Origin of the sequence: Chryseobacterium sp. Tr-659 (assembly GCF_011752975.1) — a bacterium.
Taxonomy (GTDB): domain Bacteria; phylum Bacteroidota; class Bacteroidia; order Flavobacteriales; family Weeksellaceae; genus Chryseobacterium.
This window is the reverse complement of the sequence record NZ_VWWP01000006.1, coordinates 87,624-105,342: the sequence shown is the minus strand read 5'-3', so window position 1 is coordinate 105,342 and position 17,719 is coordinate 87,624. Positions and strand designations below refer to the sequence as shown.

The 17,719-nt window shown below is 37.2% G+C and carries 16 protein-coding genes; 7 read left to right on the top strand and 9 right to left on the bottom strand.

Annotated elements, in window-relative coordinates:
- Positions 1 to 285: 285 nt before the first annotated feature.
- The 5 genes from F3J23_RS14085 to queA all read right to left on the bottom strand — a co-directional run bounded on the left by F3J23_RS14085 (position 286) and on the right by queA (position 5,584).
- Positions 286 to 1,263, bottom strand: a complete 978-nt coding sequence (locus F3J23_RS14085; RefSeq protein ID WP_167030150.1) for a polyprenyl synthetase family protein — start codon at positions 1,261 to 1,263, stop codon at positions 286 to 288.
- 73 nt (positions 1,264 to 1,336) lie between these two features.
- Positions 1,337 to 2,215, bottom strand: coding sequence for a hypothetical protein (locus F3J23_RS14080; protein WP_167030149.1), 879 nt, complete (start codon positions 2,213 to 2,215; stop codon positions 1,337 to 1,339).
- 191 nt (positions 2,216 to 2,406) lie between these two features.
- Entirely contained in the window at positions 2,407 to 3,351 is a 945-nt protein-coding gene (locus F3J23_RS14075) for a sterol desaturase family protein (protein ID WP_410497948.1), read from the bottom strand.
- 77 nt (positions 3,352 to 3,428) lie between these two features.
- Positions 3,429 to 4,463: a 23S rRNA (adenine(2503)-C(2))-methyltransferase RlmN gene (rlmN, locus tag F3J23_RS14070; protein ID WP_167030147.1), complete on the bottom strand. Its 1,035-nt coding sequence runs from the start codon at positions 4,461 to 4,463 to the stop codon at positions 3,429 to 3,431.
- Positions 4,464 to 4,534: 71 nt separating this feature from the next.
- Positions 4,535 to 5,584 (bottom strand): tRNA preQ1(34) S-adenosylmethionine ribosyltransferase-isomerase QueA, encoded by a 1,050-nt coding sequence (queA, locus tag F3J23_RS14065; protein WP_167030146.1) that lies wholly within the window; start codon positions 5,582 to 5,584, stop codon positions 4,535 to 4,537.
- Positions 5,585 to 5,740: 156 nt separating this feature from the next.
- Here queA and F3J23_RS21645 point away from each other — a divergent pair, with 156 nt between their 5' ends.
- From F3J23_RS21645 to F3J23_RS14035, 6 genes are all read left to right on the top strand, one after another.
- Positions 5,741 to 5,986 (top strand): hypothetical protein, encoded by a 246-nt coding sequence (locus tag F3J23_RS21645; RefSeq protein WP_228455342.1) that lies wholly within the window; start codon positions 5,741 to 5,743, stop codon positions 5,984 to 5,986.
- Between the two features lie 162 nt (positions 5,987 to 6,148).
- Positions 6,149 to 6,841: an AIM24 family protein gene (locus tag F3J23_RS14055; RefSeq protein ID WP_167030145.1), complete on the top strand. Its 693-nt coding sequence runs from the start codon at positions 6,149 to 6,151 to the stop codon at positions 6,839 to 6,841.
- A 50-nt stretch (positions 6,842 to 6,891) separates the two neighbouring features.
- Positions 6,892 to 8,427 carry a peptidase M61 gene (locus F3J23_RS14050; RefSeq protein ID WP_167030144.1) on the top strand — a complete coding sequence of 512 codons (1,536 nt, stop codon included), beginning with the start codon at positions 6,892 to 6,894 and terminating at the stop codon, positions 8,425 to 8,427.
- Between the two features lie 174 nt (positions 8,428 to 8,601).
- Entirely contained in the window at positions 8,602 to 9,999 is a 1,398-nt protein-coding gene (locus F3J23_RS14045; protein WP_167030143.1) for a Gfo/Idh/MocA family protein, read from the top strand.
- Positions 9,989 to 10,903 (top strand): sugar phosphate nucleotidyltransferase, encoded by a 915-nt coding sequence (locus tag F3J23_RS14040; RefSeq protein ID WP_167030139.1) that lies wholly within the window; start codon positions 9,989 to 9,991, stop codon positions 10,901 to 10,903. Before F3J23_RS14045 ends, F3J23_RS14040 begins: the two co-directional genes overlap by 11 nt.
- A complete protein-coding gene (locus tag F3J23_RS14035) occupies positions 10,894 to 11,949 on the top strand; it encodes a phosphotransferase enzyme family protein (RefSeq protein WP_167030136.1) in 1,056 nt (351 codons plus the stop codon). Before F3J23_RS14040 ends, F3J23_RS14035 begins: the two co-directional genes overlap by 10 nt.
- Positions 11,950 to 12,073: 124 nt before the next feature.
- On the opposite strand, the gene F3J23_RS14030 is transcribed toward F3J23_RS14035, so the two are convergent.
- Positions 12,074 to 12,565 (bottom strand): DNA-deoxyinosine glycosylase, encoded by a 492-nt coding sequence (locus F3J23_RS14030; RefSeq protein WP_167030134.1) that lies wholly within the window; start codon positions 12,563 to 12,565, stop codon positions 12,074 to 12,076.
- Positions 12,566 to 12,751: 186 nt separating this feature from the next.
- Positions 12,752 to 14,746 (bottom strand): S9 family peptidase, encoded by a 1,995-nt coding sequence (locus F3J23_RS14025; protein ID WP_167030131.1) that lies wholly within the window; start codon positions 14,744 to 14,746, stop codon positions 12,752 to 12,754.
- A 208-nt stretch (positions 14,747 to 14,954) separates the two neighbouring features.
- Between F3J23_RS14025 and F3J23_RS14020 the strand changes: the two genes are divergently transcribed.
- Positions 14,955 to 15,821 carry a chitobiase/beta-hexosaminidase C-terminal domain-containing protein gene (locus tag F3J23_RS14020; RefSeq protein ID WP_167030129.1) on the top strand — a complete coding sequence of 289 codons (867 nt, stop codon included), beginning with the start codon at positions 14,955 to 14,957 and terminating at the stop codon, positions 15,819 to 15,821.
- 81 nt (positions 15,822 to 15,902) lie between these two features.
- On the opposite strand, the gene F3J23_RS14015 is transcribed toward F3J23_RS14020, so the two are convergent.
- Both F3J23_RS14015 and F3J23_RS14010 read right to left on the bottom strand, forming a co-directional pair.
- Positions 15,903 to 16,784: a glycerophosphodiester phosphodiesterase family protein gene (locus tag F3J23_RS14015; RefSeq protein WP_167030126.1), complete on the bottom strand. Its 882-nt coding sequence runs from the start codon at positions 16,782 to 16,784 to the stop codon at positions 15,903 to 15,905.
- Positions 16,774 to 17,703: a glycerophosphodiester phosphodiesterase family protein gene (locus F3J23_RS14010; protein WP_167030123.1), complete on the bottom strand. Its 930-nt coding sequence runs from the start codon at positions 17,701 to 17,703 to the stop codon at positions 16,774 to 16,776. The genes F3J23_RS14015 and F3J23_RS14010 overlap by 11 nt, the downstream gene beginning before the upstream one ends.
- Positions 17,704 to 17,719: the final 16 nt, after the last annotated feature.

Genomic DNA, 17,719 nt, shown 5'->3' with positions numbered 1-17,719 from the left:
AGTCACCTCATATTTTAAATGCATCGAGCAATCTTTTAGGATTTTCATTGATTATAATTACGTCTTTGAAAATCGCTAAAATAAGTCAGAGCACGTATCTGGACGAATTTGCGGGTTTTGCCTGTATTCTTTTTGCCTGTAGCTGCTTCTTTTCGTTTCTGGCAATAAGAACGAGACATGGAAAGCGTGAATATACGTTTGAGACTATTGCGGATTATTTATTTTTAATCGCTTTATTTTGTATAGTTCTAGCCGTTATTATTGTAACCCTAAAAATAATTTAATTTAAAATTTTCTTTCAATTACATAGTCTAACATGATGTGTAAGGATTTTCTCGCTTCAGAATCCGGAAATTCATTCAGAATATCCTTGGCTTTCTGCTGAAAATCTTTCATTACAGTTATGGCATACTCTAATCCTCCTGAGTTTTTAACAAATTCGATAAGTTCTTTTACCCTTTTCGGGTTGTTATTATAACGCTTTATTGTATCGAAATAGTATTTTCTGTCCTTTTCGTTGGCCATTTTCAGGGTATGGATCAATGGCAGTGTCATTTTCTGTTCTTTAATATCTATTCCCACCGGTTTACCAATGACGTTCGAGCTCAAATAATCGAAAAGGTCATCTTTAATCTGAAATGCCATTCCCGTATAGGTTCCGAAATCCATCATCTTTTTCGCAAGAACTTCATCTGAGCTGTTGGAAAGAACTCCAATTTCACAGCAGGCAGCAATGAGAGTGGCTGTTTTCTGACGGATAATTTCATAATAAACATCTTCCGTAATATCCAGTTTTCTGGCTTTTTCCAGCTGAAGAAGTTCTCCTTCAGACATTTCACGGATTGTTCTGGAAATAACCCCAAGCAGGTCATAATCTTTATGATCGGTAGATAATAAAACTGATTTTGACAAAAGGTAGTCTCCCACCAAAACTGCAATTTTATTCTTCCACAAAGCATTAATGGAAAAGAAATTGCGGCGTTTGAAACTTTCATCCACCACATCATCATGTACCAGAGTTGCAGTATGGATCAGCTCGATCATAGAAGCCCCTCGATATGTTTTTTCCGTAACATTTCCCACCAGCTTAGCACAAAGAAAGACAAACATAGGACGCATCTGCTTTCCTTTGGTAGTAACAATAAAACGGGTTACTTTATCTAATAAAGGTACTTTACTCTGCATTGATTCATAAAACTTCTGTTCAAAAAGCTTCATTTCCTCATTGATCGGTCGTTTAATCTCTTCTACTGTATTTGCCACAATCTGCGAATGCTGGGTGAATAATTATTAATTCTCACAAAGATAATTTTTTTAGTTCAATTTTAAGAGAAAATTAATCTTTGAGTTGATCTTTTGGAATAAAATAAAGTGACGGTTTTGTACTTCCCAACGGAGATCTGAACTTTTCTCCGGAAATATAAATTCCCGTTTCATCTACAGTGATACCTTCAATCTGGCTTATGGAAAGAGAACTTCCGAGATAATAATGTTTAGGGATCTGTTTAAAAAATATTCCGGGCTCCGTTTCTGTAAAAATATCCAGAAAAACTTCTGTTTTTTTAGTATACCCTACCAGATACAGCTTTTTATCAAAATAAGCTGCATCTGTAACTACAAAATTGGTTTTATAAGACTCTATCTTTATCGCATCCTGCTTCTCATAATTTTCAGGATCAATGGTATAATGAGTGGTAGCTTTTGAGGTCCATTCTTTTGTAAAAAGGTGAATTTTTCCGTTAAGATAAATCATGGCTTCTGCATCAAAATCTGTTTTCAGATAACCGGAAGCATAATCATCTTGTTCAGGATACTGAAATGAAATCTTTTTGATCTGATTATTCTGCAGGCTGTCATTTTCGAAAAGAATTTTATAAATCTCGAGATCTCTTCTTTTCCCGCCATTATTTCCAAAATCTCCTATATAAAAATGAGTTCCGTCATTCGTCAGAGCTTCCCAGTCCTTATTTTTAGCCTCAACTTTCAAGGTATTTACAATTTCTCCCGATGTCTTGCTGATCTCAAACAACTCGGGATCATTTCCACTATCATTGAATGTATATAATTTCCCGTTCAGCAGGCTTAGTCCGGAAGTTTCCTGAATTTTATTATCCAAATGACTAATCCTGTATTTTCTGATTTTCAGAAAATCGGTCTGCTGTGAAAATGCAGATTGGGTGATGATGATACTAATGATCAGAAATATTTTTTTCATAGTACAAAAATACAGTTTAAGAGCTGGAAGTGAACAATACAAGGCTTTTTATATTACCTGTGAAGATCTTTTATAGTGGCTGAAACACTTTACTTTTAACAAACTCACCTTTTTTCATTCTTTTAAAATAGAAAAACGGGCTTTTCAGCCCGTTTTTCCTTATAGATTTTTATTGATGTAAAAAACTTAAATTATGCAATTTTTTGTTCTTTCTGATTTTGTTCTTCTTTCTTTTTAGCCTGTCTTGCAAAATATTCTCTCTGATATTGTCTTACTGTTTTTCCGGTTCCGTCATGTCTCCATCCCGGTGAATTGAAAATATAATTGATTCTGTCTGTAAATTTAAGTCCGGGCTGCTTAAGGTCTTTCCAGATCTTCCTCCATTCATAAAACAGAACCGTGTCTGGTCTATTGTCCGGCATTTTTGGATAAATCCCGTATTTTACAGGAACATTCGGATCTTCTTTCTGAAAAGTTCCGAAGATCTTATCCCAGATAATCAGACACATTCCCATATTTTTATCCAGATATTTAACGTTACATGCGTGATGTACACGATGGTGGGAAGGAGTTACAAGAATGTATTCCAAAAATCCCATACTTTTTACCGTCTGTGTATGGACCCATGTTCCGTACACTTGCCCGATAGCATACGCCACCATAATATGCCAGGGATTAAATCCTAAAAAAGCCAACGGTGAGAAATACAAATATCTGTAAAGCGGCTGTAATACAGGACTTCTGAACCCCGTGGTGAGATTAAAATATTCTGAACTATGGTGCGTAATATGAACTGCCCAGAATGCTCTGGAACGGTGATCTACATAATGCAGGACATAGTAAGCAAAATCTGTGATGATAAAACAAGCCAGTAAGTACCAGATACTAAGATCCCATGAGAAAAGCCTGTGATGATAAAAGAAAAACATTACTCCCATGGCAAATGCCTTCATGATAAGGTCAAGGCCAAAGTTCATCAATGCAAGATAAATGTTGGTAGCAAGATCTTTTCCGCTATATAGTTTAGCCTCCGAAACGTGGCTGTAAATCATTTCAGCTAAAATAACAGTAGCATGCAACGGAATAGCCCATGCATAAACATTTTCTAACCCGTCCTCACTCATAAGAAAATCCATCATCACAAAATAATTTTCGCAAAGGTAGGGTTTTATAAGAGGGGTTAAGAGAATTTTAAGGTTTTTTTAAGGAAATTTTAATCCGTTGTTTTGTTGGCCAGCTGTCCGCAGGCAGCATCAATATCTCCTCCACGGCTTCTTCTAACCATTACAGTAATTCCTGCATTTTCAAGCTGACGGATATAATTTTCTTCCGCCTGTTTGTTACACTGGTCATATTTTCCGTCTCCGATAGGATTGTATTGAATCAGGTTTACTTTTGAAGGAACCTGTTTACAGTATTTGATCAAAGCTTTGATATCTTCATCTCCATCATTAATTCCTTTCCAAACACAATATTCAAAGGTAATAACAGAACCTGTTTTCTGGTACCAATATTGAAGAGATTCCATAATATCCGTTAACGGAAATTTATCTGAAAAAGGCATGATTTCATTACGCTTGGATTCAATAGCTGAGTGAAGAGACAATGCCAGCTTCACACGCAGTTCATCATCTGCAAGCATTTTGATCATTTTAGGAATACCGGATGTGGAAACGGTAATTCTTCTTGGAGACATTCCCAATCCTTCCGGCTGGGTGATTTTTTTAATTGCTTCCACTACATTTTTGTAATTCATCATAGGCTCTCCCATCCCCATAAATACGATATTGGAAAGCGGTCTGTCGAAATACATTTTGCTCTGGCTGTCAATAAGGGCTACCTGATCCACGATTTCAGCCACTTCAAGGTTTCTCATCCTTTTCAGTTTTGCTGTCGCGCAGAATTCGCAGTTTAATGAGCAGCCAACCTGTGAAGATACGCAGGCGGTAGTTCTTGTTTCTGTAGGAATAAGAACAGATTCCACCATCAGCCCGTCATGAAGTTTCACTCCATTTTTAATGGTTCCGTCTGAACTTTTCTGAAGAAGGTCTACGGAAACAGGGTTAATGGTATATTCTTCAGAAATTCTCTCCCGAAGCGGCTTCGAAAGATTCGTCATTTCATCAATTGAATGGAGATTTTTACTCCACAGCCAATCATAGACCTGTTTCGCACGAAACGGCTTTTCTCCTAAAGATACAAAGTAGTCTTTAAGCTGGTCTAGTGATAATGTACGGATATCTTTCATTGTAAGGTTGTAGATTTTAGGTTGCAGGTTGCAGGTAGTTATTACCTGCAACCTTTTACCTTATATCTTAATTAAAGAATTAACATTGCGTCACCGTAAGAATAGAATTTATACTTTTCTTTTACGGCTTCTTCATAAGCATGCATTACGAAATCTCTTCCGGCAAATGCAGCAATCATCATGATCAATGTAGACTTCGGCGTGTGGAAGTTAGTGATCATTGAGTTTGCAACTCCGAAATCGTGAGGCGGATAGATGAATTTATTAGTCCATCCGTTGAAAGCAGAAATCTTTTTGTTTGAAGAAACAGAAGTTTCCAGCGCTCTCATTGTTGTAGTACCTACCGCACAAACTCTTCTGTGAGCATCTACTGCTTTATTGATGATAGCAGCATTCTTCTCATCGATGATGATCTCTTCAGACTCCATTTTATGTTTAGAAAGATCTTCTACTTCAATCGGGTTGAATGTTCCCAATCCTACGTGAAGGGTAACTTCAGCAAAATTGATCCCTTTGATCTCTAATCTCTTCATCAAATGCTTAGAGAAGTGAAGACCAGCCGTAGGCGCAGCTACTGCTCCTTCTATTTTTGCATAGATAGTCTGGTATCTTTCTGCATCTTCCGGCTCTACAGCTCTTTTGATATATTTTGGAAGCGGAGTTTCTCCTAATTCTTTTAATTTCGCTCTGAATTCGTCGTAAGAACCATCGAATAAGAATCTCAATGTTCTTCCTCTTGAAGTGGTATTATCGATAACTTCCGCTACCAAAGATTCATCTTCAGTGAAGAATAATTTGTTACCAATTCTGATTTTTCTTGCCGGATCTACCAACACATCCCAAACTCTGGTTTCTTTATCAAGCTCTCTTAACAAGAAAACTTCAATTTTAGCTCCGGTTTTTTCCTTATTTCCATAAAGACGTGCAGGGAAAACTTTCGTATTGTTGAAGATAAACAAATCATCCTCATCAAAATAGTCCACTACATCTTTGAATAATTTGTGCTCGATAGTTTCTGTTTTTCTATCAAGAACCATTAATCTTGCTTCGTCTCTGTGTTCTGATGGGTGCTCTGCTAATAGTTCCGCAGGAAGATCAAAATTAAAATCTGATGTTTTCATTTTTTAAATTACGGTTTAAAAATTATTTAGAATTACAAGGTGTAATTTTCGGAGTGCAAATATACGACATTGGATACCCCTTTGTCAAGTATTATTTACATTCAAATTAAAAACCGTGATTTTACGGGAATTTTCAAGGCTTAAAAAAGACTATTTTTGGAGAAATCCAAATTCAATATGGAAACCGAAAATAAAATATATTTCCTTCATAATCCGTATCCTAACGATCATAAAACTGTTACATTCAACTGGTATGGGCGAATTGATGAGGACGAATCGGTCTGGCTTGATTTTCACTTAAAAACTGAAAATTATTACACCAATGATGAAGATCTATCTGATTGGGACTCCAAAATCGTATGGAGAAATTATCATACCTGTACTTTATTATCTACTTATTAGGGTGGGCAGAGAGGGATCAGAATTGACAAACCACGGGGAAAAACTGAATTTTGATGCGTATGAATTTGTAGATCTGAATCCCAAAAGTAACAAAAGGGAGTATAAGCTCGACAAACTAAAACAATAAAATACTAAAAACGATACTTAAAAAAAATTATAATCATGAGTAAATATTCAATAGAAGCATTTATCAACGAAACAAAAGAAAACCCGCAACAGAGAGATTATTTTGAGCTGGAAACGAAGCACCTTCTGGAAATCAATCTGAATAATCAGACTGTATGGACAAAAAGAGGAAGCATGGTAAGCTACGTGGGTAATATCAATTTTGAAAGGCAGGGAATGCTGTCCGGCGGAATTGGAAACCTTCTTAAGAAAGCCATCAGCGGAGAAGGAAGTAAACTGATGAAAGCGGAAGGAACAGGAAAATTATATGTAGCAGATTCCGGGAAAAAGGTGCGTATTCTTTATCTGAATAATGAATCAGTCTGTGTTAACGGAAATGATGTTCTTGCCCACGAACAAAGTGTAAAGAGTGATATTACCATGTTAAAAAGCATCGCAGGAATGATGTCTGGCGGTCTTTTCCAGGTGAAGCTTTCCGGAACGGGACATATTGCGATTACAACTCATGGAGACCCGCTGACTTTAGTGGTAACTCCGGATACGCCTGTATTCACAGATCCTAATGCAACAGTTGCATGGTCCGGAAACTTAAGCCCTGAACTGAAAACCAATGTCTCTTTTAAAAGTCTGATCGGAAGAGGAAGCGGTGAGGAATTCCAGATGAAGTTTTCAGGACACGGATGGGTGCTGATTCAACCTTACGAAGAGGTATACTATATGGAAAAATAGAATATACACCTTAGAAGTGATTTAGAATTTTCGTAATAAATATCCAGCCTATGAATACCCTTATAAAGCTATTTTTCGTGATCATTATATTTCCCAATATTATGATTGCTCAAAGAACAAAGAAAAATTACGAATACAATATAGATCTGCTTCACATATCCAATGATGAAGTCCGGGTTTCTTTTTCTCCTCCAAAGAATAATTTTAAACAGGGTAAGTTTATTATTCCCAAACTGGTTCCCGGATTTTATCAGGCTATGAATTTTGGACAATACGTTTCGAACTTCACAGCCACAGATAAAAACGGGAAAAAAATCATAACTGAACGTCTGGATACAAACAGCTGGCTGGTTCATGACCTTAAGAATGTAAAGAAGATATCTTATCAGGTAGCTGATGGATGGGATTCTCTGGATAAGAACACTCAGGAAGCCAAGTCTCCAGGTACGATGTTTAAAAAAGACAGCGTTTTTGTGATCAATTATAATTCTTTGGTGGGGTATTTTGAAGAAATGAAAGATTTTCCCTATCAGATTAACATTACGAAAAATAAGGATTTTTATGCTTCTTCTGCTTTAGATTATCAACAGAAAAATAAAAATACCGATATAGTCTGGGCTAAAGATTACCGGCAATTGGTAGACTCCCCTGTTTTGTACTGCGTTCCTGATACCACATGGCTGAAAATAGGCCACACCGAAGTGCTTGTATCATTCTACAACAATAAAGAGCGGCATTATTCAAAAACAATTGCTCGTGAAATAGAAAATATTCTGAAAAATCAGCAGGCTTATCTGGGGGGAAGATTGCCCGTAAATAAATATGCTTTTCTGATCTATTATGAGTCTTCCAACGAGAATGGTTATCTGGGAGATGGCTTGGAACATTCACATTCTACAGTGTGCCTGTACCGTTCAGGAAGTATGAAGTTTCTCCCGAATGCTTTAAACAGAGTGGCTTCTCATGAGTTTTTCCATATTGTTACGCCTCTCAATATCCATTCAGGGGAAATTCAGCATTATGATTTTCTCAACCCCGTCATGTCCAAACATTTGTGGCTATATGAGGGTATGACAGAATATGCTACCATACACATGCCCATAAAACAAAAAATGATCAGCTTGGAAGATTTTGAAAAAAGTCTGGAAGAAAAAATACAGGGCATGAAAGAATTTGACAATAAGCTATCCTTGACTGAAATGAGCAAAAACTCCATGGAAAGACAGGATCAGTATATGAATTTCTATCAGAAAGGGGCATTAATTGGTGCATGTCTTGATATAAGACTAAGGGAACTCTCTAACGGAAAAATGGGAACTCAGGACCTGATGCAGATGCTTATGAAAAAATACGGAGAAGGCAACTCCTTTAATGATGATGATCTTTTTGATGAAATTACAAAAATGACTTATCCTGAAATACGTGTATTTTTCAAAGATTTTGTGGAAGGCAGCCAACCTATTCCCTTGAAAGAATACCTGGAAAAAGCTGGCTTCAACTATGATGAAACCACCAGGAAGATAACTCTTTTGCCTAATCCGGATTCAAAACAATTAGCTTTAAGAAAAGCCTGGATCAATCAATAATTTTTTTCACAAATAGCAAAAAGATAAAAGGAGTTAAAGAGTAAAAAGGTTAATCTTTTTTACTTCCATACTCTGATTCCTTCAAATTGTTACATCATTTTACTCAACATTCTATTATCTGTTCCCCCTCAACGGTGATTTACAAAAGTTTTAATATATTTAAGAAAAAAATAGATGGACAATAGTAATTCCCGTAGAAACTTTATAAAAACAGCTGCTTTGGCAAGCTTTGGAGCATTGGTTTTACCCAACTCCTTATTTGCATATTCAAATGATTTTAAAACAGATAAAAAAGTCCGTGTTGGTTTTATCGGTGTTGGTCTTCGTGGGCAGGAACATGTGAAATTACTGGCAAAACGCAATGATGTGGAGATAGTAGCATTTGCTGATCCTGAGAAAAGAATGCTTACTGCAGCTCAAAAAATATTAAAAGACAATAATAAACCGGCAGCTCAGGAGTTTTCAAACGGGGAATATGACTATCGAAATCTTTTAAAATTAAAAACAATTGATGCCGTAGTCATCGCTACCCCATGGGAATGGCATCTTACTCAGGGTGTTGAAGCCATGCGTGCTAAAAAAATTGTAGGTATGGAGGTTTCCGGGGCTATAAAACTTCAGGACTGCTGGGAATTTGTAAAAGTATATGAGGAAACAAAAGTTCCTATCTTCATGATGGAGAATGTATGTTACCGAAGAGATATTATGGCGATTCTGAATATGGTACGTAAAGGAATGTTCGGAGAACTGGTACACGGAAGAGGCGGCTATCAGCATGATCTGAGAGGCGTACTTTTCAATGACGGAGTAACCCCTTATAATTCCGGTGCCGAATTTGGAGATAAAGGCTTCAGCGAAGCAAAATGGAGAACAGAACATTATGTGAAACGTAACGGAGAACTTTATCCTACTCACGGATTAGGCCCTGTTGCTGTGATGATGGATATCAACAGAGGAAATCGTTTAACAAGGCTTTCTTCATTCTCATCAAAATCTGTAGGACTTCATAAATATATTGTGGAACATCCGAAAGGAGGAGAAAATCATCCGAGCGCAAAAGTAAAATTCAATCAGGGAGATATTGTGACTACACAAATCGCGTGTGCCAATGGAGAAACCATCCTGTTAACACATGATACTAGCTTACAGAGACCTTATGATCTGGGCTTCCGTGTACAGGGAACTGAAGGACTTTGGCAGGATTTCGGCTGGGGAGATTTCAACCAGGGGCATATTTATTTTGAAAAAACAATGAATCATACCCACCGTTGGGACAATACGGAAAAATGGATGCAAGAATATGATCATCCGATGTGGAAGAAGTTTGAAACTACAGCTGCAGGTGCAGGACATGGCGGGATGGACTTCTTTGTTATGAACACTTTCATCGAGTGCATCAAACGGAATATAGAATTCCCGATGGATGTTTATGATCTGGCTTTATGGTATTCTATTACGCCATTGAGTGAAGAGTCTATTGCTAAAGGCGGTCAGGCAGTTGATATTCCTGATTTCACCAATGGTAAATGGAAAACCCGCAAACCTGTATTTGGAATGACCGATGAGTTCTAGAAAAACGTTACTCATATTGGCGGGCGGATTAGGCAGCAGATACAAAGGCCTCAAGCAGATAGACGGAATACTCGATAATGGATCTCCTATTCTGGAGTACTCTGTTTTTGATGCTTTAGAAGCCGGTTTTCAAAAAGTGGTTATTATTGTCAACAAACTGATTCCTCAAAGTTATATTGAAAGACTCAACAGCATCTCTGAAGCTAAAAATTTTGAGCTGCATTGGGTTTATCAGGAAATAAACAGTATTCCTATTTCGTTACAGGGTTTCGATTATCCTGATCGTGAAAAGCCATGGGGAACGGCTCATGCTGTTCTTTGTGCCAAATATTCGATACAGGAACCTTTTGTTATGATTAATGCTGATGATTTTTACGGAAAAGAAGCTTACCAGCTGGCAGCCCATGAGATTAACCATCACCATATTTCAGATTCTCATCTGGGAATGGTTGCTTATCCTGTGGGTACAACATTAAGCGGTAACGGAGCTGTGGCAAGAGGAATATGTACACTGGACCGGGAAAATTATCTGATCGAGGTAGAAGAGCAAACTTCTATTCAGAGAATCAATAACTCAATCATTTATAATAAAAACGGAGAGAATATAAAATTAGATCCTGATACATTGGTATCGATGAACTTTTTTATTTTCCATCCTCATATTTTCTGCTTCCTGGAAGCTTATTTTTATGATTTTATCGAGTCTGATCCTCTACCGAGCCAGGAATTCTACATTCCTTCTGCTGTACAGAGAATGATAGATGAAGAAAAAGTGAAAGTAAGGGTAAAAGTATCTCCTTCTCAATGGATGGGAGTTACTTATGCTGATGACAAAAAAGTAATAACGGATTTTCTGATTTCAGAAATTAAAAATAAACGATACCCTGAGGATTTATGGAGCTAAAAGACATTGTTATTCAGTTTATTGATACAGATTATTATGATCTCACTCCAATTAATGACGGGTTGATCAATACCACTTACCTTCTGGAAGATAAAAGTCAGGGCAGGAAGTTTATCCTCCAAAAAATCAACAATCATGTTTTTAAAGAACCGGAGGTTATCATCAATAATCATTTACTCATTAATGATCTTCTCAGGTCGAATAATTATCAATTTCAAATTATAGAACCTATTCCTTCTCTTACCAATAACCTTCTGGTAAAAGATACAGATGGCCAGCCTTGGCGCTTGTTAAGTTTTGTAGAAAACAGCGTTACCTTTCTTACCGCTCCATCTTTACAGACGGCTTTTGAAGCCGCTAAAACCTTCAGCTATTTTCTTGCCACGATAAACACTGAAAAACTTCCTGCTATTGAAGATCCTCTTCCTAATTTCCTCAACTTTGAGAAAAGGATTGAAGATTATAAAAACGCACTCAGAGATGCAGCCCCCCATTTAAAAGAAAATGCAAAGGCTGAAATAGAGATCACCAACCGGTTTCTTTCTTTACCTGATCAATGGATCGAAATGGAGAAAAGCAATCACATCCCTAAAAGAATCATTCATGCAGATGTAAAAATCAGCAATATCTTATTCGATCAGCAGTACCATCCGCTGGCAGTAATTGACCTGGATACCATAATGATTTCTACTATTTTATATGATTTTGGAACGATGATCCAGTCCTATACCAACACAACAAATGAGGATGATGGTAAGGCAAGAAACAATTTTAATCCTGAAATGTATAAAGCCGTAAAAAAAGGATTCTTATTCTATTTACAGGAAAAGTTGACACCAGAAGAGTGTGATAGTCTTGATTATGCTGCACAAGTCGCTATTTATATTCAGGAGCTTCGTTTTTTAACCGATTATCTGAATGGAAGTACTTATTATTCAACGAAATATCCTGAGCATAATTTAGACCGAACGAAAAACCAACTGGAGCTGTTGAAAGGATTGAGAGCGTATTTGGGAGCGGGTGGGCTTGAGTGTCTGAGTGTTTAAGAATAATAAATTAAATTATGCTTCTGCGGAGTGATACAGTATACAGAGAGATAAAGCATTCTGTTTGTCATTCCGTAGGAATCTATGCTTTTACAACTCAAACCTTCCTGCTTTTAAACTCACTCTAAACCAAAAACTCCAGAATTTTCTTCCATTCTTCCAGCTTTTTATCAAAAGAAACGGTGTGAAGCGGACTTGTTGAAGGCAATAAAATGATGGGAAGTCTGTAGTTCTTTCCCAACAGTTTCTGTAAGTTTTTGTAGGACTTACCGCCATTACAGAAAATAGCTTTCACATTGGGATGTTCTTCCAGTAGTTCTGCAATCTGATTCGCTTCTTCATTTCTGATCTCCGAATCCAGGCTTCCTTTTCTTTCACAGGAATCAATGACATCCCAAAGGGCAATATGATTTCTTTTTATAGTTTCAATTCTTTGAATATAATCTTCAGTAAACTCTTCATTCAGTAATTCATAGATAATTTTCCAGAATTTGTTTTGAGGATGTGCATAATACTGTTTTTTCTCTAATGATTTTACTCCCGGAATGGAACCTAAAATGATTATTTCAGATTGAGCATCAATAAGTGGTGGAAATGAAGAAATACGGTTTTGCATAGTCAAATATATAAATTTTGGCTAAGGCTCATTCTTCTTCCTGATTTTTATTTCCCGCAGATTATACTGATTATGCAGATTGAAAGTCATATTCCTTATTCAGATTTTGGCTAAAGCCATGGGTCGTTTTAACCATTAAAAAAGCGGGCTAAAGCCCGCTTCTATTGATAATTATTTTTATTGATCTTATAAAGTTTCCTTCAGCCAGTCAAAGAATTCTCTCTGCCATACCAGTCCGTTTTGCGGATGAAGTACCCAGTGATTTTCATTCGGGAAATAGACCAGTTTGGATTTTAAACCTCTTAATTTTGCAGCCTGGAACGCTTCCTGGCCTTGCTCGTAAGGTACACGGAAGTCTATTCCTCCCTGAACGATCATAATAGGTTTATTCCATTTTTCCACAAAGTTGCTTGGGTTAAATTCCGTATAAGCTTTCGGCTGCGGTTTTTCCCATGGAGAACCGATATCCCAGTTGGCAAACCAAAGTTCTTCGGTAGTAAGATACCATGATTTCATATCGAACAATCCATCATGCGCAATGAATGTTTTGAATCTGTTATCGTGAATTCCAGCCAGCATAAATACGCTGTATCCTCCATAACTTGCTCCTACTGCAGCCACTCTTTCACCATCTACGTAAGTCAATGTTTTTGCATAATCGGTTGCAGCCAGATAATCTCTCATTGGCTGTCCTCCCCAGTCTCTTGAAATTTCTTCATTCCATTTTGTTCCCCAGCCCGGCATACCTCTTCTGTTTGGAGCCACAACAATATAACCGTTGGCGGTCATTAATGCAAAGTTCCATCTTACACTGAAGTACTGTGTTAATGCTGATTGTGGACCTCCCTGGCAGTAAACCAAAGTAGGGTATTTTTTATTCGGGTCAAAGTTTGGCGGATAGTGGAACCATACGCCCATTTCTTTACCGTCAGAAGTTTTAACCATTTTAAGTTCAGATTTCCCCTGAGCTAACTTAGCATAAGCATCTTTGTTCGCTTCAGTTACCTGCTTCATCTCTCCGTTTTTAACGTTTACAGAGAACAATTCCGTGGCATGATTTACGTCTGTTCGTCCTACTAAAAGTGAAGTTTTATTATCTGTAAAGATTTCGTTTACATCAAAATCTCCTTTGGTAATCTGCTGTACTTTCGCTGATTTTGAATCCAGAGAGAAAAGCTGTTTTGTTCCTCTGAATGCGGCTGTAAAGTAGATTGTTTTTGAATCTGCTCCCCAAAGTACATCTCCGGAAACGCTTTCATCCCAACCTGCTGTAAGATTAGTCGTCTTACCGGTTTTCCAGTCCATGATTTTCACATCATTTTTATCGGCCTCATATCCGTCTCTGGCCATACTCTGCCAAACCAAGGATTTTCCGTCCGGGCTGAATTTAGGGTTAACATCATATCCTTTATTGGACTCTGTAAGGTTTTTTGTAGTTCCTGATGCTAAATCATAGGCAAAAATATCCGTATTGGTACTTGTTGCATATTCTTTACCGCTTTTAGGCTTCGTAACATATAAAAGCTGTGCAGAATCCGGACTCCAGATAAAGTCTTCAGCACCTCCGAAAGGCCTCTGAGGCGAGTCCCATGTTTTTCCTTCCAGCAGATCTTTTGCAGATTCTGCTTTATCAGAAGTATTCACTACAAATACATGGTTGTATTTTCCTTCGTTGAAATAATCCCAGTGTCTGTGGTTCAGATCGGTATATACCTGAGCAGTCGTTTTAGGAGTATCATTGAATTTATCTTTCCCCATTACCTTTTCTACCAACACCTGCTTACTGAAAGCAATTTTTTTCCCGTCCGGAGAAATTACAATATTATCAGCTTCCCCAATAGTATAGAATTCTGTCCAGGTTTTTCCGGCATCTTTAGAAAGATAGATTTTATCACCTTCCTGAGCATAAATTCCGTTTTTATCCCATTGAATAAGGGCTTTTTTACCGAAATCAATTTTGGAAGACTGATTATTAAGAACATTCAGAAAATAGTTCTCATTTTTTGTTTTCTCTGTTTTCAGATCAACCTGTCCTACTTTATAGATAAGGGAAGCCTGATCCGGCGAAACTGCCTGTACTCCAACTTTTTTCAAAGTCCAAAGAATTTCAGGCGTCATTACTTGTTGTGCATTCATTAAAAGCGGAGCTGCCAAAGCCAGCAGACTGTACTTAAGTTTCATATATTGATATTCATTTTTTAACGGATGTACGGAATTCTGTTCATTTCATACAGCCTTTTTGTTAAATTCAAAGATTGCCAAAGTTAATATTTAAAATAAAAATGGACGAAAGAATTAACATTTAAGTTTTCTAAAATTAAAAAATAAGTCATTTATTTGCAGGGAAATTTTATTAATTTTATAAAAAACTAACTAATATCCATTTTACATGAAAAAACTTGTACTTTTTTCTTCATTTTTTGTGTCATCATTTTTTTTCTCCCAGCTAACAATCATACCTGTTGCCACTCATTATAATAATCCTTACCAGGCTACTATTTCAGGAAACGGAACCATTTATTATACTACTGACGGAAGCACTCCAACACTGAGTTCGAGTTCGGCAATCAACAATATACAGATTCCTATTGATCAGAATAAAGAAATTAAGGCATTTCTTGTGAACGGACAGGGAAATTCCTCAGCTGTAATCAGTAAAAAGTATTATACAGGGAGTATTCCTGAAGCTACTATTTATTTTAAGATTCCATCTACATGGACTAACGGAGGCTGTGTAATGGTCGATATGGTGAATCCCAATTCAATTGACGGGTTTGCAATAGATACATTCTGGCCGGGAGTTATCATGCAGCCTGCAGGATGCGAATCATGGTATAAGACTACCCGAAATTTTGAAAGCGCCAATGTACGTTTTAACAACTGTACTCTTTTTGAGAATATTCCTGCAACCATCAGTACGAATCTGATTCCGATGGGAAGTACTATTTATTATGATTTTACGGACGGAGCAATAACAACTCCACCATCATGCTTGTTTTTAGCAACTCATGAAACACTGCCAAAAAACAACAGTGTTTTGGTCAAAGTTTATCCTAATCCTGTTTCCGATGTTTTAAAAGTAAATACCGACCAAAATTTCCAGACGTTTGAAATTATAGACGCCAGTGGAAAAATTGTTGTAAAGGATCAGTTTATGAAAGAAATTTCTATTCATCATCTTACTTCAGGAAATTACTTTTTAAGGCTAAAAGACCAGCAGGGAAGCTTGGTTTTACTAAAATTCATTAAAAAATAAAAAAAGAGGTGTCTCCTATGTTTGCAATGTCAAATCCAGGAGACCCCCTCTTCTCGAAGTATTTAAAATAAATGAAAAAGCTTATTTTACCTCAGAATAAAGATTTTTCTTTTTCAGAAAACGGATCAACTCTTTTGGCCGATCTGTCTGAATGATATTGATATTATTTTTAACATACCATTCATAAGCTTCCGGATCATCAAGAACGAGATCATCATAATGACCGGCACTTTGCTGAGGCCAAAGTGAATTCACCCATATCCTTGCTCCTTTTTTTCTGAGCTCCATGAAATTGATCAGATGGCTTTCATCGGGGCCAAGTGTCAGCTCAAACCCGTAAACTTTTCCTTTTTCCAGATAATCATTGATTTTAGACCAGCCTTCATTCTTATTGAGTCTCACAATGGGCATATAGTGGATTTCATTTTTGATCTTTCCATATTTTCTATCGAACTCTTCATAGGGCGCAGTACCTTTGAATAGTATTTCATCCAGCTGCTCTCTCTTTTTCAGGATCGGATAAACAATATTAAAGTAATCGAATGCTTTATCGAGATTAACAAAGATTTTCCCTTTTGTAAGATCCAGAATCTCTTCGAGAGTAGGAACTTTCATTTGAGTAGGAACTCCCAATCCATCACGAAGGTTTAGCTTTTTAAGTTCTTCAAGTGTATAATCCGAAGGCTTCCCTTTCCCGGTTGTTGTTCTGTCAATTGTTGCATCATGCATTAAAACGAGTATGCTGTCTTTAGTGAGGGCAAGGTCTATTTCAACCATATTCACCCCAATCTCCATTGCTTTTCTTACTGCCATTACAGAATTTTCGGGGGCTTCCCTCCAATCTGCCCGGTGAGCCACTACCATTATTTTATTTTGAGAGAAATGGGTAAGGGAAATTTTTCTCTGTCCGAGCACCAGCCCCGAAAGGAACAACAGGCAGTAAAAAAGTCTGTTAATTTTCATATTTCAGGTTTTTAGATTTAAGGTATTGGATAAGTGCTGCCGGCCTGTCGGTTTGGATGATACCTGCTCCTTTCCTGATCATCCATCCCCAATGTTCTTCGGGGTTGTCTATGGCTTTATCATCATCGTGTCCGGCACATAATTCCGGCCATAGTGCATTGATCCAGATCATCGCATTATGTTTACGGATCAGCTGAAGCAGTTCATCTGCTTTTGAGGTATCATCTTTTATAATCACTTCATACGCAGGCGGATTAAAAGTTGCAGCAAACTCTTTGATATATTGCTTGGGGTTCAGCACCTCATCTCTTTTGTAGATACTGTAATCTTCCGGCCAAACCATAGGCATATAGATGATATGATCCAGTTTATTGCCTACTTCCTTTTTTAGTTCTGAAGCTTTTTTATTTCCTTTCAGAATAATCTGTTCCGTAGTCCCTGTTTTTTCAGTTAAAACTCTGACTTCATCGATAAAATCCCACCCTTTATCCAGATTAAGCATAATCCTTTTTCCTTTGATGAAATTCAAGACCTCTTCCAATGTAGGTACTTTTTCCCGGGTAGCCATTCCGGCTCCGTTTTTAAGAATGAGGGAACGGATGTCTGCAAGATTGGTTTGGGAAATCTCTCCGCTCCCATTGGTGGTACGGTCCAGTTTTTTATCATGCATCACAATCAGGTGTCCGTCTTTTGTTTTCTGAAGGTCTATTTCTACAATGTCTACTCCCATTTGTATGGCACTTTCGATAGCTTTAACAGAGTTTTCAGGATAATTTCTCCAGTCTCCTCTATGGGCTGCAACTAATATCTTGCCTTGTGGAACAGGTTTTTTGAAATAATTTGTTTGTGAAAAACCCAATTGAAATATAAGGGTTCCGATTAAACTGTATATGAAGTTTAAGCAGGTATAATGTTTCATGTTGTAATGGTATTTA